Below are 23,868 nucleotides of genomic sequence, written 5' to 3'. Positions count from 1 at the left end.
TATGGGCTAGCTTGGATTTATATGTGTGTTAGTAAATTATTGGTTTCCGATTAGGCTTTTCAGCTCTGATACGGCAAGTGTATAGGCTAATTGTGCTGCATACACATCGGCATTAGCTTTTGCCACAAGAGCCTTGGTGTTTAGGGTGTCTGTTTTTACGTTAAGCCCTGCCACTTGCTTATCTTCTTGAACTTTCAGTTCCTTGGTACGATAATCCAAAACACGTTGTGCAACCGCAATCAAAGACTTACTTTGGTTGACTTTACGATATGCTTTTTCAATATCGCTAGTTACTTGTTGTTGGAGATTCAAGATATTTTCTTCGGCTTGTTTGGCTTGAGCTTCACGCTGTTTGAGTAAGTGTTTGTTCGAAAACAAATCTTGAACGTTCCATTTTAAATTCAGTCCCACAAAAGGATTATGATTGGGTAAAATAGGATTACCTGATTGATACGTATATCCAGTAACGAACCCAAAATCAGGGAGCGTGCTTTGTTGGGCAGCCTTGATACCTAGCTGAGCTTTTTCTTTGGTTAAGCTAGCAATTTGAATATCAGGATTTGAAGAGCTAGCATTTTTAAAGTTCTCAATACCAGCTACTTGCTCCATGGCAAAGGAAGATTCTTGGAGATTAAAATCTTCATCAGCAATACCTGTTAGTTTGACTAAATCTGATTTATAATTTTGTGCCTGAATGCTCAGTTTGAGGATATTCTGTTCCTCATCTGCGATATTTGCCAATAAGCCTGCTTGGTTTACATCAATAGTTTTTCCAGCCGCAATAGCCGTTTCGACATCGCCCAATTTGGCTTTTGCTACAGCTAATTTTGCTTCCGCTTCTTCTAATTGCTTTTGGGCAATGAGTGTTCCATAATACAATTGCTCAACACCTTGGGTAATTTGTAAGGCAATCTTTTGCTTTTCTTTTTCCGTAATAGCTACATCCATACGATTTACCTCCAAACCAGTTTTGATTTTAATCTGCTGACTGATAGGTTGATAGGCTGTAACACCTAAGTTGTATAGATTTTTATTCCCAATCTGAATATTTTTATCTTCGTTGGGTAGTGGAACTTGTACAGTAGCGCTTACTGGCAAAACACCGATAGACCCCGCAGGAATCGTGATGTTGGCCAAATTAAAATTGTATTGGTAATTTCCGTTGACCGTAGCCGTAGGATAACGCTTGGTTTCGTCCTCTTTGATTTTGGCTTCACGTTCGGCTATTTGCCATTGTTTTACCGATAAGATATGATTGCTTTTAAGAGCGGTTTCTTTCAGCTGTTGCAACGAATAGGTCGGTGTTTGAGCCGTGGCATATTGCCCTTTCAAAGAAAGGGCAAGTGCCATAAGGGTGATATTTTTAACGAAAGACTTCATACCGATTCTTATGCGTTTTGTTGTGTTAAAATGTCTTTTTTGTCCTTAGGTTTGATCCAACCTATGTATAGCACGGGTACCGACAACAGAGCCATGAGCATACTCCATACAACCCCAAAGGCTAATACGCTTGCCAATGGTGCCCACATCGGCGAGTGCGAAACAATCATAGGAACTACACCAATAGCAGCAGCCATTGCCGTCAGGAATATCGGACGTAAACGGCGCTTACCACTTTCAATAGCGGCACTTCTAATATCCATACCATGTTTCATAAGCTCGTTGGTATGGTCAACTAGGATAATGGCATTTCTTACCACAATACCCGACAATGAAATCAGACCAATGAAAGCAGTAAAACTAAAGTTATTCCCTGTAACATAAAGACCTAAAATAGCTCCGAACAAACTCAAAGGAATAGTCAACATGACGATAGCAGATTCTTTCAAATTACGGAACTGGAACAACAGGATAAAGAAAATCAATACCAAGCTTACCATTAGTACTGTTACCAATTGAGAGAACGTCTCTTTCTTATTAGCATCTTCGCCACCATATTCAATTCGATAGCCGCTTGGTAATGGTAACTTGTTTATTTCTGGCTGAATAGCTTTGACTAATTCTGCGGGCAATACGCCTTCTGCTAATTCACTTTGCACGGTCAAGGTTCTTACTCCATTGCGGTGCATGATTTTACCTGCTTGCCATTCTGGAGTAATATCTGCGATTTGACGCAATGGAACGTTGGCACCTGTCACAGGCGATTTCATATAAGTATTCGCCAAATCGTCAGTATTTCTACGACTATTTTCATCTAATCTCAAGACAATATCAACGGCGTTGTTTCCTTCATACATAGTCGAGATAGCTGCGCCACTAAAACCTGTATATACTGTTTGAGAAATACTGGTAGTGGTAAAACCTAATCGGTTAGCTTCTTCTTTGAGTTTTATACCAAAGCCATAATAGTCTTCTCCAAAATCACTTCTGACAAATTTACTTCCCGCAGTCTTTTTGATGATTGTCGATACTTGATTAGACAAATCTTTCAAATGGTTAATATCGTCACCGATAATTCGTACTTCAACAGGGGCTTTTAAAGGTGAACCTTGTTGCATTAATTTCACAAAAGTTGTTCCCTCAGGAATTGCCATTTCTACTTTATTACTCAACTCTTCTGCTAACTCTTCGGCCGTTTTGTCGGTGGTGGTATTAATCAAAATCTGCGCATAGTTTGTTGTAGGAAACTCTGGCGAGAAATTATAGTAAAATCTCGGAGCGGCTGTTCCTGTAAAGGTGGCGTAGGAAAGCACTCGTTTGTCGCCTTTAATCAATGCCTCAGCTTTAAGAATAGCCTGATTGGTTTTTTCGAGCTTAGTTCCTGTTGGCATCCACAGTTCTACCACAAATTGGTTACGTTCGGCTGATGGGAAAAATAGTTGTCTTACACCTGCTTTGAATAATAAACCTGCCAAAAGAATTGGAATAACACTACTGATAATCGTGGCAATAGGATGTTTTACACACCATTCCAACAGATTATTATAGCCGATTTGCATATAGTCAAGTAAGCTTTTTCTACTCTTCTTCTCGTTTTCACCATGTTGATGTAAACCTTTTTTGATAAACATATAACATAACATCGGCGTGAGCAACATTGCTACGATAAACGATGAAGCTAAGGCAACAGCAACGGTAATCGGTAGGGCAAAAATAAACTCACCAACCGAACCATTTAACAAAATCATCGGCATAAACGAGGCGATAATCGTAATGGTAGCAGCCAGTACTGGAATGACCAAATCACTAGCACTACGCCATGCGGCTGTCCAACGCTCTACACCTTCATCGAGTAACTCTACATAGTTGTCGGCAATGACAATGGCATCATCTACAACCATACCAAGTACCAAAATCAACGCTGCTAAAGATACCTGATGTAATTCGATGCCCAAAGCGTGCATAATAGCGAAAGTTACAGCTACAGTCATCGGAATGGCAGTAGCAGCTACGGCAGCAATCCGCAAAGGTAAAAGCAATACAACCACCACAATCACAGATAAAATCGCTAGGAAAAACTCGTGTATAAAATGCGATACGTTTTCATCTACCAAATGAGGTTGGTTGACAATAGTCGTAATTTTTACCTCAGAAGGTAATACTTGCTTTACGGCATCTATCTTTTTGTTGACTTCATCACCAAACTGAACGATGTTATTGCCTTCGTGCATTTGGATGGATAACAAAATTGCTTTGTTTCCATTCACTGTAATAATACTTTGTGGTTCGGCATAATCACGTTTGAGATTTGCCACATCGCTTACTTTTACCGTTGAGCCACTTTGCGAAGCACCCACAATTTGATTTGCCAAGTCATTTTCGGTATTGTAAAAACCATTGGTGTAAAGCGGTGTTTTGCTTTGCTCAGTTTTGACAGAACCCGTTGCATTAATGCTATTTTGAGATTGTAATACTTTCACGATTTGTTGCAAACTAACGCCATATTGTGAAAGTTTTTCAGAGCTAGATGATACAACAATCTGTTCTTTTTGCTCCCCAACACGCTTGATTTTTGATGCCGCTGGAATCGTTCTTAAATAATCTTCCAACTTTTGAGCATACGTTTTAAGCTCGGCATAGCTGGCTTTATTGCTTTCTAAAGCAATTACCATAGCCTCGGTGTCTCCAAAATCTGAGTTGACGATTGGACCTCTTACGCCCTCTGGTAAATCCAATTGCTTGGATACGAGTAGTTGATGGCGAAGTTTACTCCAAAACACATCAGGCAATTTTACTTTTTCGGTTAACTCTACATTGACTACTACGATACCATCTTTGGTTGTAGAATAGGTTTTTGCTTTGTTAACTTCTTCATATTGAAACAAATACTGTTCAAGCTTTTTAGTTACTTGGTCTTCTACCTGTGCTGAGTTTGCCCCAGGAAAGTAAGCAATAACCAAGCCTTGACGAATCGTAATTTTTGGGTCTTCACGGCGAGGCATATTCATCAAAGAATTGATCCCAATCGCAAATAGCAGTAACAATACCGATAAGGTTACGTGCTTATATTTGAGTGATGCTTGTATAATATTCATGACGCAACTATTTAATTGTAATTAGAGAACCATCCGAAAGTTTGTTTTGACCTGCCGATACCACAACCTCGCCAACATTCAGTCCCGAAACTACCTCTACTTGATTATCTGCCACTTTTCCGATACTAATTTTGCGTTTGAATGCTTTGTTTTGGGCTTGGTCAACCACATATACAAACTCTTGATTATCCAAATCATGATTGATGATTTCTAAAGGCAATAAAATTCTTTGTGCAGCTACATTAGTTTTGATACGCGCCTCGGCAATCATTCCAGGACGAATCAAAAGACCCGGGTTATCTACTTCTATTTTGATGGTAAAAGCTCTTGAAGTAGCATCAGCAGCTGAACCAACTTCGGTTACTCGTCCTTTAAAAGTTTTATCAAGTGCCGAAATAGTTACCTCTGCCATTTGCCCCAATTTGATTAAATGAAGTTCACCTTCGGGTATATACGCAAGGACTTTTACTTTACGAATATCTGATATAACAAGTAGTGGATTTCCAGTACCAATGATTTCGCCAACTTCCCCTAATTTCTTAATCAATACTCCGCTAATGGGCGAATACAATTTGGTATCTGTAAGATTTTTTTGTTGTAGTTGTTGCTGTAATTTGGCTTGTTGTAGTGTGAAATTTACTTTAGAAAAATCACTTTCAGAAATACTATTCCGATCACGCATCAACTTAATGCGATTATACTCATCCGATACCTGATTTACTTGAACATCTGATAAGTCCTTTGCTATCTTGTAATTAGTAGGTTCGATGGTGGCTACTAATTGACCTTTTCCGATATTTTGTCCTTCACGACTAGAGATAAAATTGATACGTCCTGCTACTAAAAAGCCCAAGCGAACCGTGGTGCTACCATCGACGTTCCCACTTACCGAAACCTCTTTGTTAGCTTGCGATGATTCAACTTTTGTAACATTTACAGCAATAGCCTGAGCTTTATTTTCTGTAGTTTTTGTTTCATTGTGTTTGCAACTTGCCAATAACAAAGTTGTAAGCACACCTAGATAAATATTAGCGTACTTCATGGTTTGGGGATTTTAAATGAATAAAGATTTTTGTATGTTAATTTGTTGAATATCTAAAAAATGCAAAAGTGCTGTTGCCTTTTCACAAAACTCCTCGTTGCCACATACCAGAAATTCCATTTGATCCATGGTATTAGCATTGATAATCGATTCTAATTCAGGATGTTCTTGGAAAAAGTTATCAGAAACTTCCGAAGAAATCAAATAGGTAAATAGTACTGTTGGATAATGCCTTACTAAAATGTCAAGTTCTCGGCGAAAGCTAAAAACTTGAGCGGGAGAATAATACACCACCGATACATGGTGCATACCCTTGGCGGTAAGTTTTGCTTTTATCTGAGGAAAAATGGTCGACATTCCCGACTCGTCGGTGATGTAAACCCAATGGATACTATTTTCAAAATCTGCCTCCATCGTTTTGTTGTTTAAATTTGATGTGACAAAGTTGGGGATAAGAAAAATGGGAATTTTTAATCTATATTAAAAAATGAGGCCTTGTCAGAAAAAAATGAAAAGGCCAGTTTGTAGCTTTTTAAATTCAGGAAGAAACTGTTATTTCGTTTTTGACCGAATGACACTCAAGGTTTGTTGGGTAATACCAAGATAAGAGGCAATATGACCCAGTGGCGCACGCATCAGAATAGAAGGGTGGTCATTGAGTAGCGTAGAATATCTTTCTTGAGCAGTATGAAACTGCAATGAATACAGTCTATCCGAAAACAACTTTACCATCTGGATAGAAGTCAAAAATACATAATCTTTCAGTGGTGGAATTTCTTCGGATAGGGCAAGAAAATCTCTATACTGAATGGTTCTGAGTGTTACATCCTCCAAAGACTCTGTCCCATAAGGAGTAGGTTGATTAAAAAACACGCTATCGATATTCATAGAGACAAAGCCTTCTTCGAAGAAAAAGTGTGTAATATCTTTATCGTTGTGTGTGTAGTACGTACGCAATAGCCCTTTTTCCACAAAGGTTGCCTTTTGGGAATTGGCGCCTGGGAGCATCAGGATAGTATTTTTAGCATGGCGCTCGGTTTTGAAGGCTTTATTAATCCGTTCTTTCTCGGCTTCTGTTAAAGAAATTTTGCTACTAATATGTTGTATAAAATCCATAGGAGAAATGATAAGTTTTGGCGGCGCACAGGCCTATGGCATTGATTGAGATCCAAAGATGAACAAAGCAACAAAATTCAAGAGCAAATTCCAATAAGCAATCCAAGCTTCTAAAAAATGCTTTTTTCCAGAAAATAGATTTATGTCAGTTAGCCGACTTTTGGTCAAGTAGATATATATGAAGTTTGTGATACAAATTTTAAATCACAAAATGATGAAGACCAAATTATTTGTATTGCTTTTATTTTTAGTAACCACTAGCACTCAGCTTTTGGCGCAAGAAACCGATGTTTTCCAAAAAGATGGAATCGCCATTCGTGGATATGACCCAGTAGCTTATTTCAAGCAAAATAAGCCAGTAAAAGGACAAGAAACAATTTCCTATGACTGGAATGGTGTAAAATGGCTGTTTAGCTCTGATGAAAACAAGGAAGATTTCAAGACAAATCCTGAAAAATTTGCCCCACAGTTTGGAGGATATTGTGCTTATGGATTAAGTGAAAATCACAAATCGCCCACCGAACCCGATGCCTTTACGATTGTAGATGATAAATTGTATCTAAACTATAGTTTGAAAGTGAAGGAGTTATGGAAAAAAGATATTCCTGGAAGAATCAAAAAAGCCAATGAACATTGGCCTGTACTTAAGTCAAAAGAGGCTAAACACTAGCAGGTTTTTCTATTTTGAAAAAACAAAATTTCTTTAAAATCATTAAGGCGGAGAGGTAGACACTTCTCCGCTTTTTTGTTGCTGAGCGATGATAGTCGAAAAAGCTGAAAGCCTTCTATTTATCCTCTTCAATTGGAATGCTAATACAGTATTTTTAGAGAATATTATCCTTTAACAAGTAGCTGAATTTTTTAGTTATATTGTTATTCTTAGATATTTTTGATTATTTCGTACAGCTTTCTAATATAACCTCAATCATGCGTATCAAGGAAATACCATCTCTTCAGGAACAATCACTCTGGAATAATTTCAGAGCTGGAGATGAAATTGCCTTCACGCAGTTGTCGACGCGGTACTATAAAATGTTTCGCCACTATGGTGAAAAATTTACCACTAATAGCCAAATCATCGAAGATGCTATTCAGGATTTATTAGTCAATTTGTGGGTAAAAAGAACCTCCTTAACAGAGGTTGATTCGGTAAAGTTTTACTTATTAAAATCTTTCAGAAATCAATTATTTAAAACCTTAAGAGCTTTTAGTGCTGTTCCTTTTGAAGATGATTTTCAGGAGAACTTCTCGGAGGCATCTTCGGAAATGTTTTTTATCGAAAATGAATCTCAGCAAGAGCAACAATCCAAAATTTCTTATTTTCTCAAACAACTCCCTGATCGTCAGAGAGAAATTCTTTATTTACGCTTCTATCAAGATTTGAGAGTAGAAGAAATTGCGCAATTATTACAAATCAAGCCACAATCCGTTTCGAATATTATCCAACGCGCACTTTTGAATCTTCGCCAACACTGGGAATTATTGGTTCCTTTTATTTTACTTTGGTTACTCTAAAAATCAGTTCTGCCAATAGGCATTGATATTCAAGGAGTAACCCCTTTTCTTTATTCCTCAAACTTAGGTGAATACTTCTTCTTTTCAATTTTTTATACAAAAAATGATAATTTTAATCTCCTCAAAATCAGTGTTTTATTATTTTTCCTAAAAAAATTTGTGTTTTAGTGAGTATCCAACTAGTGTTTTTGGGATGTAGCATATATAATGTCAAATTGACACAATTTAGCTCTTTAGTTTTATAGAAATGCTAAAGAATTCAGCAATATGAACACGAAAAAAACATTTGAGGCGCTCTTAGAAGACGCTACCATTCGCAACTGGGTGTACGAAAACCGTAACCAGCCCACGTATGTATGGGAAGAATGGGCTCGTACTCAAGGAATCGAAGGAGTGTATCTTCAACAGTTGCGTGTATTTTTATCAGAATTAGAAGGCGAACCAGTGGTGTTGGACGATAACTACATTCAGTCTCGTGTGCAAACTGCCCTAGAAAAAGCAAAGTCAATTGAAACCAATGAGTTGTATCATGTAGATCAGTATGTAGGGCAACCCTCAAAAAGCCTATTAAAGATCGTTTCAGAATATTGGGTTGCGGCGGCTTCACTGTTGATTTTTGTAGGGTTAGGGTATTTGATTTATACCGCCAAACAAAACCAACCTACTCCGACAATCAGTTTTGACCAAAAATTAGATCTTTCGCATCAGGAAGAATCTTTTGTAGAAACTACCAATCCTAACAAGCGCAACAAAATGGTGGTTTTGCCCGATGGTAGTACCGTTATTTTGCAAAAAGGAAGTAAGCTCAAATATTTTGATTCGTATAACGCTCACAACCGAGAAGTGTATTTGAGTGGCGAGGCCTTTTTTGAAGTAGTCAAAAATCCGAAAAAACCATTTTTAGTATTTACCAAAGATATTGTAACCAAAGTTCTAGGTACAAGCTTTACGGTAAAAGCTTTTGACAACGACAAGGAAGTGAAGGTTATGGTAAAAACAGGAAAGGTAAATGTAATTCAGCAAAAAAGCCTGAATATTAAAGATATAACAAACAAAACAGATCTTGGAGGAATATCGCTAACTGCCAATCAACAAGCAACTTATCAACGAGAGGAGCATAAACTGATTAAAGCGGAGCTGGTAAAACCTCAGTTTTTAGCATTGAGTAACAATACCCAATCTTTTACCTTTAAATCTACTCCGATTTCCGAGGTTTTTGTACAATTGAGCCAAGCCTACGGCATAGAAATAGTATTCGATGAAAAAGTCATGAGCAAATGCACTTTTACGGCTACTCTTGGAACAGAGCCACTGGATGAAAAAATGAAATGGATATGTGCTGCAATAGATGCTGACTATCAGGTATCTGGAGGAAGAATTTTTGTAGAGGGCAGGCCTTGTCAATAGTTTACAAACCTATGATGTATGAAAGAAAATTAACTAAAACTTTATAACTATGTAACCAAAAACCCAATCGTCACAACGACAGATTACAAAAAAAGATGAATGATGCGCCAACATCACCCATCTTCAACCAAATCCCTTTTTGATGCTGCTACGCTAGGTCCTAAAAATTAGGACTCAGGGATTGTTTTTGTCAATTTTTCACAACTAACAAATTATCCAAAAGTATGAAAAAAAAGTTTCCATCGTATCAAACTTTACGAAAAATTATGAGAATTAGTTTGTTGCAAATCGCTCTTTCCGTCCTGTGCGTGAGCATGTCATTGGCACATAGGAGTAATGCTCAAGATTTGCTAAACAAAAAAGTGACGCTTCATCTCAATAGAAATGAGGTAGTCGATGTGTTGGAGAAAATCGAAAAACAAACTCAAGTAAATTTTATTTATAGTCCCGAAATTATCGATGCTAAAAGAAGTGTTTCAATCAACGCTGACGAAAAAGCTTTGGGTGATTTATTGACTGAATTGTTTCGTCCTTTAGATATTAGTTTTGAGGTGGCGGGTAAACAAATTTTATTGAAAAGAAGAAAAAACGCCTTGCCAACAAAAGAAATTCTACCAAACCTAAGTTGGCAAATGCCCGATATCGTAGTGACAGGTTCCATCAAAGATGAAAATGGGGAAGCATTGGTAGGGGTGACTGTTCAAATCAAAGGTACTACAAAAGGTACTACGACAGGTCCTGATGGAACTTTTAAACTTTCAGTTCCAAACGAGCAAACTACCTTGGTATTTTCGTCGGTAGGTTATCAAAAGATGGAAATCCTTGTAGGAAAACAAACTGCCTTGAATGTTGTGCTAAAAGCGGATGTAGGTAACCTCGATGAAGTTGTGGTTGTTGGTTATGGTTCACAAAAGAAAAGTGCTATTTCGGGTGCCGTTTCAGATATTAGTCAAAAAGCAATTGCAAGCAATCCTTCTCCCAACTTAAGTAACTCATTGGTTGGTCAGGCTACAGGTATTATTGCTACGCAACGTTCGGGTGAGCCAGGAAAGGATGCCTCAAATATCTTGATTAGAGGTATTGGTACTACAGGAGACGCTTCGCCAATTTTTGTTATTGATGGTATTGTTCGTTCTTCGAGTGATTTTGCACAGTTGAACTCAAGCGAAATACAATCATTTTCGGTGTTGAAAGATGCTGCAAGTGCGGCTGTATTCGGGATTCGTGCAGGTAACGGGGTTATTTTGGTTACCACCAAAAGAGGTGCTGAAGGCAAAATGCAAATTGACTTCAATGCGAACATAGGTGTACAAGAGCGTACTCGTAATCCTGAGTTTTTGAACTCTTACGAATATGCTACTTTATACAATGAAGCTTTGGCTAACGATGGAAAGCCTGCGCTTTATTCGGCTGCAGACTTAGAAAAATATCGTACCCACTCTAGTCCAGACACACACCCAGATTCAGATTGGTTTTCTGTGTTGAAAAAATCAGCGATGGTACGTAACTATTCTATTTCGGCTACGGGCGGTACAGACAAAATTCGCTATGCAACTTCGTTGGGTTATTTGAAGCAAGACGGTATAATTCCATCAAATGATTTCAACAGATACAATTTCCGTTCGAATATCGACGCAAACGTTACGAAAACTACCAAGCTTTCTTTTGACATTTCGGGTCGTGATGAAAAAACCAATAACGTTGCCTCAGAAGAAGTTTTTAGATGGATGTCTGGTACACCACCTAATAGAACACCTATTGCTTGGTCGAATGGCACATATTCGAACGGACCATCTTACTTGACATTACCTGAAAATGGTTATAGAAAAAGAAATATTCAGGCATTTCGTGGACGAATGGAATTGGAGCAACAGCTACCATTTTTGAGTGGATTATCTATTAAAGGTATTGCATCGTATGATAAAACATTTACTGATAACAAAAACTGGACATTTACTAAAATTCCATTCTATAACAGACTTCCAGATGGCTCTTTTGTAGAGGCTGCTAAAGGACCTACTTCATTGATTCAAAACCATTTGGATGAGCAATCAGTGACGTTGGAAACACACTTGAACTATAAGAAAACAGTAGGGAAAAGCAATTTTACAGGTTTGTTATTGTATACGCAAACAAAGCAACTTTGGAACTACATGAGTGTTTCTCGTGAAGGATACACGTTGGCTATTGACGAAATCAACTTTGGTGCTGCTGCTAACCGTAACAACAGTGGTTATTCAGGAAGTAGTGGTCGCCAAGGGATTGTGGGTCGCTTCAACTGGGCTTATGCAGATAAGTACTTTTTCGAAACAAGCTTTAGAGCAGATGGTTCTGAGCAATTTGCAGATGGAAAGCGCTGGGGCTTCTTCCCATCGGTATCGGCAGGTTATGTGATTTCGCAAGAGTCATTCATGAAAAACTCTTCAATCATTGATTTCTTAAAACTTCGTGCTTCTTATGGTATTTTGGGTAATGACCGTTTGGGTGGAGAAAGATTCCTGTACCTACAGTCGTACTTCGTAAATGGGTCTGCTGTTTTTGGAGATGCCAATGTGCAACCAACGATTGTGGAAGGAAGACTTTCAAATCCGAATGTAACTTGGGAAACAGTTAAGAAACTAAACATTGGTTTTGATGCTACTTTATTTAAAGGAAAATTGACAGCAGTAGTTGATTACTTTTCAGATAAAAGAAGTGATATTCTTGCTTCAAGAAATTTATCTGTTCCTAGCTTACTGGGTGTTGCGTTACCAGTAGAAAACCTAGCTAAAGTAAACAATAGTGGGGTGGAAGTTACCTTGAGTCACCGAAACCGCATTACCAATAATTTAGGATATTCGATTGGTGGTAACCTTACTTATGCTAGAAACGAAATTGTCTTTATTGATGAGGCAGCTTCTGTTAATCCAAATATCAGAAGAACAGGCTTACCATTAAATACGCAGTTTGGTTATAGAGCACTTGGTTTGTTCCAAACACAGGCCGAAGTTGATGCTGCTCCGAAGCAATTGGGTAATACAGCGCCTGGAGATGTTCGTTACGAAGACATCAACAAAGATGGAAAAATTGATGATTTAGATCGTGTTGCTATCGGAAAATCAAATACACCAGAAATCATTTTTGGTATCAATGGAGGTTTCCAATACAAAAACTTTGACTTTACGTTCTTGTTCCAAGGTGCTACTAATGTAAATCAATACTATGAAGGTGAAGGCGCATGGCCATTCTTTGTTGGTTCGGGTGCCCTAAAAGCAAACTTAGACCGCTGGACACCATCGAATCCTAATGCGACAGAGCCACGTGTATTGATTGATCCAACCAACTTGAACCACGCAGGTTCATCTTTCTGGATGAGAGATGCCTCATACATTCGTCTCAAAAATGTTGAATTAGCTTATAATGTTCCTTTAGAAAAACTGAAAATCGGCTTTATCAGAGGTATTCGTGTTTACATCAACGCAAATAACGTTGCCACTTGGTCAAAAATCAAAAACTATGACCCTGAAAATGCTAGTGGTAGAGGTTGGGATTATCCTCAGTTTAGAATTTGGAATGCAGGTGTAAACTTTAAATTTTAACAAACATTAAGATGAAGAAAATATTATATAAAATTTTACAACTTGTTTGTACGCTAACAAGTATTACGTTGATTGCTAGTTGCGAATCTGATATTTTGAACCAAGTGCCTAAAGACTCATTGACTGGCGAAACGGTTTGGACAGATCCACAAGGGGCAGTTCAGTTTGTCAATGCCATCTATGGACAAATGCCTTCTGGTTTTGACCGTAATTATCAGGGATGGGCCAAAGGACTTTATTTATTGGATGGTGTAACTGATGATGGCGACGTAGGTATGCCTTGGACGCACTCCAATGAATTACAGACTGGTAACTTTTTGCCTTCGAATGTACCTTGGGGCGAAACTTGGGGCGATTATTACAGTTTGGTTCGTAAGGCCAATATGGCGCTCGAAAACCTTGGTAGCCTAAAAGATGAAGCTTTGCGTAACCGCTTGATGGGCGAAGCATATTTCTTGCGTGGGTTTATTTATCATGAATTACTAAGATTGTATGGAATGCCTTCTACAGGAAGCGAACCTACAGGCGTTCCGTTGATTAATAAAAGTTTGACATTGAGTGATAACTTCCAGATTCCTCGTGCCAAATATGATGAGGTGGTAGATTTTATTATTGCTGATTTGGATAAAGCAGCATCTCTGTTACCCAAAAAAGGGGCTATCGAAGCAGGTAGAGCTACCTCAGGAGCTGCCAATGCCCTTAAAAGTCGTGTGTTATTGTATGCTAGTCGTTGGCAGGCGGCGGCGGATGCTGCCAATAAAGTAATCAATACGGATTATACCTTGTTTAATGATTATAGAACCTTGTTTTTAACCAAAAACAATAGCGAGATTATTTTTGCGAAAAAATTCCAAGCGCCTGATAAAGTGCATTTTGGGGTAAACAATGGCTTCGATGTAGTGAACTCTCCGCCATCCATTAGAGGTGGTAGTGATGCTGGCTGGGGTGGTAACGTGCCAACGCAAAACTTTGTGGATTCTTATGACATGATCGATGGTAAATCTCAGGCCACATCGCCATTGTACAAAGCATCTGAACCATGGACAAACCTTGACCCACGTTTTGAGGCAACTGTTGTACACAATGGTTCTACGTTCCGTGGGCGTGTAATGGAGCTTTATGCAGGTGGCGCCGATGTGACGGGTAGAGCTGAAGATACCAAGACGGGTTATATCCTACGCAAATTCCACGAAGAGCAATATGTGCTTTATACAAAAAGTAGCGACCAAGATTGGATTTTTATCCGTTATGCAGAAGTTTTATTAAACTATGCTGAAGCTAAAAATGAGGCTTCTGGTCCAGATGCTTCGGTATATAGTGCAATCAACGCTATTCGTAAAAGAGCAGGTATGCCAGACCTAGAGGCAGGACTTTCAAAAGACCAAATGCGTGCTAAAATCCGCAACGAGCGTAGAATCGAATTGGCTTTTGAAGAGCACCGTTTCTTTGATATTCGTAGATGGAAAATTGCTGAAAGCTTGTTGAATGGTTCGTTGTATGGTGTTAAAATGACAAAATCGGGCAATACGATTACCTATACTCGCTATGCGTTCGAGAATAGAGGATTCCCTTCAAAGCTTTATGTATTGCCAATTCCACAAAGTGAAGTAGATAAAAACCCAGCAGCGAAGCAAATTGCAGGCTGGTAATCGAGTTTGAGTGTTGAATTGTGAATGAAGTATTTAAGGTATTGATAATTAAATCTCTATATTCATATTTCAGCGCTAATACTCAAGTATATATCTTATTCGCTAGAGGCTATAAGCATAAGGCTGTAGGCTGTGCTTGCCTAATGCCTACAGCCTGAAGCGTAACAATTGTTAAGATTAGGAAAATCATTGGGATTCAGTTTATCGGGCGAAGCTTTTCGCCCGATAAATTTTTTAAATTAAGTTTTATATTAGTTTTCAACACAAAAGTTGTTTCATCCTCACTATTACATTCAATGTACAAATATCTCTCCCTCTGCTTGTTACCACTTCTAATAGCATGTTCTTCCAACAAAAAGGAAACTTTGTTCAAGGCGGTCGATGCCAAAGACTCAGGAGTTTCTTTTGTCAATGAGGTAGTAGAAGATGCCCAAAATAATGTACTCGAATACCAATATTTTTACAACGGTGGTGGGGTAGCCATTGGCGATGTCAATGGCGATGGTTTGGCGGATGTTTATTTTACAGGAAATATGGTTGAAAACAAGCTATATCTCAATAAAGGCAAATCCGAAAATGCTTCTTTTCATTTTGAAGATATTACCCAAAAGGCAGGCGTAAATGGTCGCAAGCGCTGGAAAACAGGTGTATCTATGGCGGATGTAAACGCCGATGGCAAACTAGATATTTATGTATGCTACTCAGGAACTGGAACCGATGAAGACCGTCGTAATGAGTTGTATATCAACCAAGTAAACCAAAATGGAATACCTGTTTTTAAAGAATCTGCCAAAGAATACGGTTTAGATGCACCAGGAACATATACTACCCAAGTCGCTTTTTTTGATATGGACAACGATGGCGATTTGGATATGTTTATGGTCAATCACGCCGATATGTTTTTTAATTCAGTTTTCAATACCCAAAAACTGCGTAATACTCGTCACAATAAATTTGGGAATCGCCTTTATCGTAATGATAATGGACATTTTAATGATGTGAGTAAAGAATCAGGTATTGATGGAAGCGGACTAAACTTTGGTTTGAGCGTAGCCATGGGCGATGTCAACAACGATGGTTGGTGTGATTTGTATGTGACCAACGATTATGATGAGCAAGACTTTTTGTATATCAACCAAAAAAATGGTCATTTTAATGAAGTTACCGAAGAAAGCTTTGGACATTTATCGAAGTTTTCGATGGGCTCTAATATCGTAGATTTAAACAATGACCTTCGTAGCGATTTGATTACGCTCGATATGTTGCCAGAATCTAACGAGCGACAGAAATTATTGAAAGGACCCGACGAATATGACAGGTACCAGTTGTTGCTTGAAAGTGGCTTTTATCATCAAAATATGAGAAATATGCTGCATATCAATCAAGGAAATACAGCAAATGGCATTCCAGTATTTAGTGAGGTGGGGCAATTGGCTGGAGTTTCAAATACCGATTGGAGTTGGTGTCCTTTGGCAGGCGACTTTGACAATGATGGTCGTAAGGATTTGTATATTACGAATGGTTATTTAAAAGATTTTACGAATCTCGACTTTTTGAAATTTACTTATGAAGAAGAAAATCAAAAAGCACAAGCTACTGGTCAAAAACTGAATACTTGGCAATTGATTCAGCAAATGTCTCAAACGCTAGTGAGTAATTATGGATTTTCGAACCAAGGAGATGGACAGGATATATCTTTCAAAAATGTTACAGAGGAATGGGGTTTATCAAATCCCTCTATTAGTACGGGGGCGGCTTATGCAGATTTGGACAATGACGGAGATTTAGATTTGGTCATCAATAACTCTAATCAGCCTGCCTTGGTATATGAAAATCGTGAACAGCAACAGGCGTCAAATCATTATGTGAGAATACAACTTTCACAAAATCAGAAGAATACGTATGGATTTGGAGCTAAGATTGTTTTACATACAGCTTCAGGAGTGCAAACTCAAACACTATTTCCTGCTCAAGGTTTTCAGAGTTGTGCCGAACCTATCGTTCATTTTGGTTTAGGAAAAGACTCATTGATTACTGCACTCGAAGTGTATTGGACTGATGGAAAAGTAACTAAAATGTCTTCGGTAAAGGCTAATCAGCTTTTAAAAATAAATAACAGCCAAGCTATTGAGGGCGTTTTTTCTCTGCCTGAAACCCCAGCAATGTTTGTCGATTTTACTGACAAAGCTGGGTTGAATTACACTCATCAGAATATCCCACAAGTTGATTTCAAACAGCAAATTTTACTGCCCTACCAGCTCTCAAAGCTAGGGCCTTTTTTAGCTAGTGGCGATGTGAATGGTGACGGACTTGAGGATGTAATCGTGGGAGGCAATTATTTAAAACCTGCGATTTTGTATGTTCAACAACCGAATCAAACTTTTAAGGCTTCAAATGCGCAACCTTGGAATTCGCTCGGCTTATATACCGATATGGGTTTATGTCTGTTTGATGCCGATGGCGACAAAGATTTGGATTTATTTATTGCACGAGGAAACACCAACCAACCTTCGCACGCTTCGGATTATCAGGATGTGATTTTTACCAATGATGGTAAGGGTAATTTTAGTCCTGCACCAAATGCACTGCCTGATTTAACAAGTAATGGAAGTTGTGTTGCAGCTGCAGACTATGATAAAGACGGGGATTTAGATTTATTTGTGGGTGGTCGCTCCATGCCAGGAAGTTATCCAGAGGCTGATTTTTCGTATTTACTCAAAAATCAAAGTGCCAATGGTCAGATAAAATTTGTTTATGCCTCCGAGCAAAAGGAAATGTCTTTGCGCCAGCCTGGACTTGTAAATACCGCAGTTTGGAGTGATATTAATAAAGACGGTTGGCCTGATTTGATAGTCGCTGGTGAGTTTATGGCTATTACCGTTTTCGAAAACCATAAAGGACAATTGCAGAATGCTACAGCACAATATGGACTAGAAAACTCTCAAGGTATGTGGCAAAAAATCGTGGTTGATGATATTGATAATGATGGAGATATCGATATTCTGGCAGGAAATTTAGGACTCAATACCCAGTTCAGGGCTTCTCAAAAAGAGCCAATGACCTTAACTTATGGGGATTTTGACCAAAACGGAACGATTGAGCCTGTTATCAACTATTTTATTCAAGGTAAAAGCTATCCTTTAGCTACCTTGGATGAATTTTCGTACCAAATGCCAAGCATTAAAAAGAAATTCTTGAAGTATAAAGATTATTCGCAGGCAACGCTCAAAGAAATACTGTCTGACGAACAACGAAAAAATAGCAAAGAGCTTCTGGTACAGGAGTTAAGAACAACGCTATTTATCAATAATCAAGGAAAATTTACAGCGAATAGCCTGCCTATTGCAGCTCAAAACTCTTGGATATCAGGTATTATAGTTCAAGATTTTAATAAAGACGGAAAGAAAGATTTGCTTCTAGCAGGAAACTTTTATCCTTGGAAAATTCAATTAGGAAAGAGCGATGCCAATAAAGGGCTAGTTTTAGTAGGAAATGGAAAAGGGTCTTTTGTCGCTTTACCCAATAGCCAAATAAAATTATTGTTAGAAGGAGATATTCGTGGGATTTATCCGATTAAATTGGGTGCTTCTTCCGCATTTTTGATGCCTAGAAATGCAGATAAATTAAGTGTTTTAAAGTATTGATCAATTGATTATTAGCGCTTTCCTGCTTTTTGTAGGGACTACAAAAAGCAGGAAAGCGGATTTATGTTGATTGTGTTTTGAGAAAATTATTGGAAAATGATATTATCGAAAAGCACTTTTACGCTTCTATAACAGGGTACGAATTCCTGCACTCTTCTCGATTACACTCACCATATAACGTAAGCGAATGTCCTGTGACGGTTGCACCAAAATGCTCTTCGACAGTGGTTTGAATATGGTGAATACGTGGATCACAAAATTCAAAAATTTGATTACACCTAATGCAAATCAAATGACAATGTTGTTTTCGACCTAAAGCTCTTTCGTAACGTGCCGCCTGTCCTTTACCAAATTGGTGTTTTAATACTAATCCAACTTCTTCAAAAAATACCAAGTTGTTATAAACAGTTGCCATACTCACTTGAAAATTGTTTTGAATGAGATGTAAATAAAATTCTTCTGCCATAAAATGGTCATGGAATTTGTATAACTCTTCCAATAACTTATATCGCTCGGTTGATTTCCGAAAATTTCTTCTTATAACTTCTGTATCTAGATGCCTTTTTGCTTTTATAAATTCCTCTCTAGTCGTCGAATCCATCTTGTTTTTAGTCAACAAAGTGTAAATGGTATCAAAAAATACTAGAGCTATTAGAGATATACCCATAGCTCTAGATTTCTGAATTCACCGATTAATTATACTCTCAGAAAAATACCTCTCTGCGTATTATCCGAGAGCCTATCCTGTAATGTTCATGAGTAATTACTGAGCAAATATAATTTCTTATTTTTAATTAATCTAAATAAAATTTACAAAAATGTGAATTTTATTTATTGCAACATTGTTGCAATTTTAGAACTAACAATAAACAAATATGAAAATGGTAAATCAATACGATGTAATAATAATAGGAGGGAGCTACTCAGGGCTATCTTCTGCCATGGCTTTGGGGCGTTCTTTACGGAAAGTACTGGTGGTAGATCATGGAAAACCTTGCAATAGATACACGCCACATTCTCATAATTTTATTACGCAAGACGGCGAAACGCCTTACCATATTTATCAAAAAGCAAAATCACAAGTATTGGCATATCCAACTGTAGATTTGAAAGAGGATAAGGTATTAACAGTATCAAAGACTGAAGACGGATTTGAGGCTAAGACATTAAATGATTCCTTTTTTGCGAAGAAAATTATACTTGCTACAGGCATTAAAGATGTATTTCCTGAGATAAAAGGATTTGAGGACTGTTGGGGAAAAAGCATTTTGCATTGTCCATATTGTCACGGTTATGAAGTCCAAAATCAGCAGATTGCCGTGGTGGGTAATGGCGATATCGGATATGATTTTGCTAAATTGATCTATCAGTGGTCAAGCAATATTGTTTTGTTGACTGATGGGAAGAGTACCCTTTCGGATGAACAAGCAAGCAAGTTGCTTTCAAAAGGGATTCGTGTGATTGAAAACACGATAAAAGAGTATAATCATTCAGAAGGACAAGTGACGTATATTAAACTGAGTGAGGGCATGGAGTTGTCAGTCGATGCCGTGTTTGCTCGAGTTCCTTTCCAACAGTCCACTAGTTTTGCAGAGGATTTAGGTTGTAATATGCTTCCATCGGGTTATGTACAAGTAGATGAGATGCAAAGAACCTCGGTTCGTGGTGTTTATGCTGTAGGAGACAGTACCAGTATGATGCGCTCGGTTTCGGTAGCTGTCGCTACAGGTACAAAAGCAGGAGCAATGGTAAACAAGGAGCTGATAGAGGAAGAATTCTAGAGATTGATTTGTTGAATTTAAAACCTATGTTCTTGCCTAAAAGGTGTTTAATGTATTGAGGCAAGATAAACATCTGTGGGGAATTGTAGTAAGTACTAGCATAAGATTTTAGCCCCGCTCGTGATTATTATAGAAAAAAGCTCCGTAGGAGCGACAGTTTGGTAGGAGGGTTATAGCTGTGATTGTTAAAAAGAGCGCCGTAGGTGCGAAAGACCTCAATATAATTTAATTGATATTCTTTCGCACCTACGACGCTGACCTAAAGGACAATTCACAATTCCTTTTACTTACCAGAAGCTTTCAATTGCTTGTATCTCAAAAGTGCTTCCAAATAATAGTAATCTGCATATACCAATGGAACATCCACTTCCGAATTACCTGGTTTGTGACCAGTGCTATGCATCAGGATAAAGTGATTGTTTTCTCCAATTTTTGCTTTAAATGCTGGAGAAGAAAGGGTTTCTAGCATTTTGATGGCATTGCTCAAATATTCTGCTTTTTGTTTTCCTTTTGAGTATTTAGCCAGTTCAAATAAGGCCGAAGAAGCAATAGCACCTGCTGAAGCATCACGTTCTTCACCCGGCTTGCTATAATCCCAAAACGGAATTTTGTCGGCTGGCAGGTTAGGATTATGAAGAATAAACGCCGCAATTTTATGCGCTTGCTCTAAGTATTTAGGATCCTTTGTTTCGCGATACATCACCGTGTAACCATATAATCCCCATGCTTGTCCACGTGCCCAAGCCGACTCATCGGCAGCACCTTGGTGTGTTTTTTTCGCTTGTACTTCTCCGTTCGGACCGTAGCAAATTACATGATAGCTACTATTATCAGCTCTGAAATGGTTTTTCAACGTATTATCAGCGTGAACAGTACTGATATTATAAAATGATTTATCGCCCGAAACTTTGGATGCCCAAAACAAAAACTCCAAGTTCATCATATTGTCGATGATAACTGGGTATTCATATTTTCCTTGAAATTTGTTCCAAGATTTGATTAAGCCAACTTTAGGGTCAAATCGTGTTGAAAGTGACTTTGCACCCGTTAGCATAATGTTTTTGTATTCCTCATTTTTGGTAAGACGATATCCATTTCCAAAAGGACAATATAGCATAAAACCCAAGTCGTGCGTACCCGTATTGTATTGCTCTTTGGCTACTGCCATTGTCCATTTTTCGGCTGCAGCTTTCCATTTTGGGTCATGATTGTATTCGTATAGATACCAGAGTGAGCCTCCAAAGAAACCACTACACCACCATTCAGATTTCATATCACGAGGCGAACCGTCGGGATTGGTAGATTGCGGGAACTTGGTCAAATCTGGATGAGATACCAACATACCTTCATATTGTTTGGCAGCATAATCAAATTCTTTTTTGACATTGATTTGACTCATCGCCAAATGCGTACAAGCAAGAAGAATAATCGTTTTTACAAATTTCATAGTTTACAAAGATTTATTGATTCAGTTACAGGAATGCTTAAGGTTGAGATTTTTAAGTTAGTGCTATGTAAAAGGATGTTATTCGTTAACAGTATATTTGTTATTATAATAAATTCATAATCAAAATGATACACTTTAGGCTTTCAGGTATCAGCTTTCAGCGGTGGGCTTTGGAAAAAAGCAGATCTTTGATGATTAAAAACATTTTACCCCTCTTTGCCTTGTGCCTGTTGCCTAGTGCCTTCAACACAGCACTTAAATCTAATTCTCCATGATTACTTACTTTCCTTCAAATTTTAACTGATACTTTCCTTTAGTATTTGGTTTTTTGTGTGTTAGTAAAATTCTTGTAACGAGCTTCTTACCCCATTTTGTTTTAAAACTATCATATTCCATTCCTTCAGTAGATGGCATATCAGTACTAACGCTGAAGAGATTTGGGTCGTAGGTAGCCACTAATTGTGTATCGTCGTTGGTAAAAATAATTTGTCCCGCTTTACTTGTATCTACTTGACAGATCGTCATCAGGACTTGCTGTAAAGACTGAGGGTTTTGAGATAAGACAAAATCGTCATTTATCTCAATTTGATGCTTTTGTTTTAAAAGTTTTACCCCTCTTTTCCAAGTTTGAATACCAGCGTCTTTGGGATATGCCCCAGCAATGTTCATGGTCAAACCTATTTCTTTTTCGTTACTCAAAAAGACCACATCATGTGCCTCAAAACTTCGTCCATCTTTTTGACCAATCCCATTAATCATCGGTAAATTATGATGCTGCGACTGTGTAAACCAAAGTTCATAGCGTTGCTTTGAGAAAGTTCTGGCTGTGTAATTACCACGACCAGCATCAATAATCATAGGTTTTCCTTTGTAATAAATAATGAAATCACCCACGTCATTATGATTGTGGCTTTCGTCGTTGTGCCCACCGTGTGTTGCCAAAAACAAACCCGCATTATCTCTTGCTGTCATCACCTGAATATCACTAATCCAAGCCTCGTTGACTGGCTGATATTCGGTATCATTTGCTTTGATAGAACCAACTGTCAAAAGATTTTGGATTCTACGCATTCGCTGATATCCTTCAGTTTTGACTTGTGGATATTTCGCAAAAGCCCATTCCCCAAAGTGTTGTAATTGAGGTTCTTGGATAGCTTTTCCGAAACGATATAACATCAAACCATCTGGTCTGAGGGTTGGGTCAGCATCCGCAAAATTGACAAAATATTCACCACTAATATGCGTTTTGTACACATAATTCGCCATTTTTTTAATAAGCTCATTTTGGTAAATATTTACTCGATTTTGTGTAGCACTTTGAATAAGTTCTAATCCATCAAAAACGCTACCACCCGCAGCAAACCAGTAACTTGGACCCTCGTCGCAACCGCCATCTTCTCCCAAGCTATTTAGATAAGAATCTAGCCCAATCATAGCGCCATATAGCATTTTGGCACGGCGACTTTCGTCTTTTTCTAAGAGCAAATTACTCATAATCCAATTGGACATAATCCAAGGATTCCAGTTGTTGACAGGTTTAGTTTTGCTCATCCAACCAAATCTTTCTGGATTGTTGAGCATAGGATTGAAAATACGCACATTGGTTTCGTGATAAATCCTTTTACGAATCAATGGGTTAATTTTATCTAATTTTTTCCCTACCCAATAATCAGCAATAGCAAGAACAGAAGCGGTTTCGGCAGAAAACAAATCAACCACAGGATTTGTCACATCAGGAAGTCCTGTATGACCAATATGCGCAGGAACGCCCCAATAACTTTCTTCGCAAATAGACCAGATACCGTTGAGAATAGCATCCATAAATCGACCTTTATCTTCGATACTTTCTGCTAATAATAATTGGAAAAGATTATTACGTTTACCAAAAGAAATATTTCCATGACGATTGCGGTCACCAGAACGTACGTAGTCGAGTGAAATCGTTGCAGAAATAGGCTCAAATTTATAGTTAAGAGCTTTTTCGCCGTCTTTAATAATTTTTTGTAATACCGAATCTGGCACTTGAGCCTTCCATTCGGAGGAGTTTTGAGGATAAGGATGCCATTGGTTGAGAGGAACCAAACTTTGTTGGACTGCCTCTAATGAATATCCTTTTCCAAAGATATTTCGAGGCGTAATTTGTGCTTTGGAACTAACGACAAAACACAATAAAAAAATAAGTATTCGAGGTATGGACATCATAGTATGCTTTAA

The 23,868-nt window shown here is 38.1% G+C and carries 15 protein-coding genes; 7 read left to right on the top strand and 8 right to left on the bottom strand.

Annotated elements, in window-relative coordinates; translation table 11 throughout:
• Positions 1-36 precede the first annotated feature (36 nt).
• The 5 genes from QM481_RS20800 to QM481_RS20780 form a co-directional block, all read right to left on the bottom strand.
• Positions 37-1,380 carry a TolC family protein gene (locus QM481_RS20800; RefSeq protein ID WP_283383165.1) on the bottom strand — a complete coding sequence of 448 codons (1,344 nt, stop codon included), beginning with the start codon at positions 1,378-1,380 and terminating at the stop codon, positions 37-39.
• A gap of 8 nt (positions 1,381-1,388) precedes the next feature.
• On the bottom strand, positions 1,389-4,475 hold the full coding sequence (locus tag QM481_RS20795) for an efflux RND transporter permease subunit (protein ID WP_283383164.1): 3,087 nt from the start codon (positions 4,473-4,475) through the stop codon (positions 1,389-1,391).
• Between the two features lie 7 nt (positions 4,476-4,482).
• Complete coding sequence (locus QM481_RS20790; protein WP_166551916.1) at positions 4,483-5,517, bottom strand: efflux RND transporter periplasmic adaptor subunit; 1,035 nt, start codon at positions 5,515-5,517, stop codon at positions 4,483-4,485.
• A 12-nt stretch (positions 5,518-5,529) separates the two neighbouring features.
• Positions 5,530-5,931 (bottom strand): hypothetical protein, encoded by a 402-nt coding sequence (locus tag QM481_RS20785; RefSeq protein ID WP_283383163.1) that lies wholly within the window; start codon positions 5,929-5,931, stop codon positions 5,530-5,532.
• 138 nt (positions 5,932-6,069) lie between these two features.
• Complete coding sequence (locus QM481_RS20780) at positions 6,070-6,633, bottom strand: Crp/Fnr family transcriptional regulator (RefSeq protein WP_283383162.1); 564 nt, start codon at positions 6,631-6,633, stop codon at positions 6,070-6,072.
• A gap of 211 nt (positions 6,634-6,844) precedes the next feature.
• Here QM481_RS20780 and QM481_RS20775 point away from each other — a divergent pair, with 211 nt between their 5' ends.
• The 6 genes from QM481_RS20775 to QM481_RS20750 all read left to right on the top strand — a co-directional run bounded on the left by QM481_RS20775 (position 6,845) and on the right by QM481_RS20750 (position 18,426).
• Positions 6,845-7,303 (top strand): YHS domain-containing (seleno)protein, encoded by a 459-nt coding sequence (locus tag QM481_RS20775; RefSeq protein ID WP_283383161.1) that lies wholly within the window; start codon positions 6,845-6,847, stop codon positions 7,301-7,303.
• 257 nt (positions 7,304-7,560) lie between these two features.
• Complete coding sequence (locus tag QM481_RS20770; RefSeq protein WP_166551920.1) at positions 7,561-8,148, top strand: RNA polymerase sigma factor; 588 nt, start codon at positions 7,561-7,563, stop codon at positions 8,146-8,148.
• Between the two features lie 267 nt (positions 8,149-8,415).
• Entirely contained in the window at positions 8,416-9,555 is a 1,140-nt protein-coding gene (locus QM481_RS20765) for a FecR family protein (protein ID WP_283383160.1), read from the top strand.
• 224 nt (positions 9,556-9,779) lie between these two features.
• Entirely contained in the window at positions 9,780-13,133 is a 3,354-nt protein-coding gene (locus tag QM481_RS20760) for a TonB-dependent receptor (protein WP_283383159.1), read from the top strand.
• Positions 13,134-13,144: 11 nt separating this feature from the next.
• Positions 13,145-14,782, top strand: a complete 1,638-nt coding sequence (locus QM481_RS20755) for a RagB/SusD family nutrient uptake outer membrane protein (protein ID WP_283383158.1) — start codon at positions 13,145-13,147, stop codon at positions 14,780-14,782.
• Between the two features lie 320 nt (positions 14,783-15,102).
• Positions 15,103-18,426 (top strand): VCBS repeat-containing protein, encoded by a 3,324-nt coding sequence (locus tag QM481_RS20750; RefSeq protein ID WP_283383157.1) that lies wholly within the window; start codon positions 15,103-15,105, stop codon positions 18,424-18,426.
• 118 nt (positions 18,427-18,544) lie between these two features.
• Here QM481_RS20750 and QM481_RS20745 read toward each other — a convergent pair whose 3' ends face one another.
• Positions 18,545-19,027: a Fur family transcriptional regulator gene (locus QM481_RS20745; RefSeq protein ID WP_283383156.1), complete on the bottom strand. Its 483-nt coding sequence runs from the start codon at positions 19,025-19,027 to the stop codon at positions 18,545-18,547.
• Between the two features lie 280 nt (positions 19,028-19,307).
• Here QM481_RS20745 and QM481_RS20740 point away from each other — a divergent pair, with 280 nt between their 5' ends.
• Positions 19,308-20,207, top strand: a complete 900-nt coding sequence (locus QM481_RS20740; protein WP_283383155.1) for an NAD(P)/FAD-dependent oxidoreductase — start codon at positions 19,308-19,310, stop codon at positions 20,205-20,207.
• Positions 20,208-20,490: 283 nt separating this feature from the next.
• On the opposite strand, the gene QM481_RS20735 is transcribed toward QM481_RS20740, so the two are convergent.
• Together QM481_RS20735 and QM481_RS20730 are read right to left on the bottom strand one after the other, a co-directional pair.
• Positions 20,491-21,654: a glycoside hydrolase family protein gene (locus QM481_RS20735; RefSeq protein WP_283383154.1), complete on the bottom strand. Its 1,164-nt coding sequence runs from the start codon at positions 21,652-21,654 to the stop codon at positions 20,491-20,493.
• Between the two features lie 279 nt (positions 21,655-21,933).
• Positions 21,934-23,856, bottom strand: coding sequence for a heparinase II/III domain-containing protein (locus QM481_RS20730; protein ID WP_283383153.1), 1,923 nt, complete (start codon positions 23,854-23,856; stop codon positions 21,934-21,936).
• Positions 23,857-23,868: the final 12 nt, after the last annotated feature.

Origin of the sequence: Flectobacillus rivi, assembly GCF_030056655.1 — a bacterium.
Classification (GTDB): domain Bacteria; phylum Bacteroidota; class Bacteroidia; order Cytophagales; family Spirosomataceae; genus Flectobacillus; species Flectobacillus rivi.
This window is presented reverse-complemented; position numbering and strand designations above follow the sequence as displayed.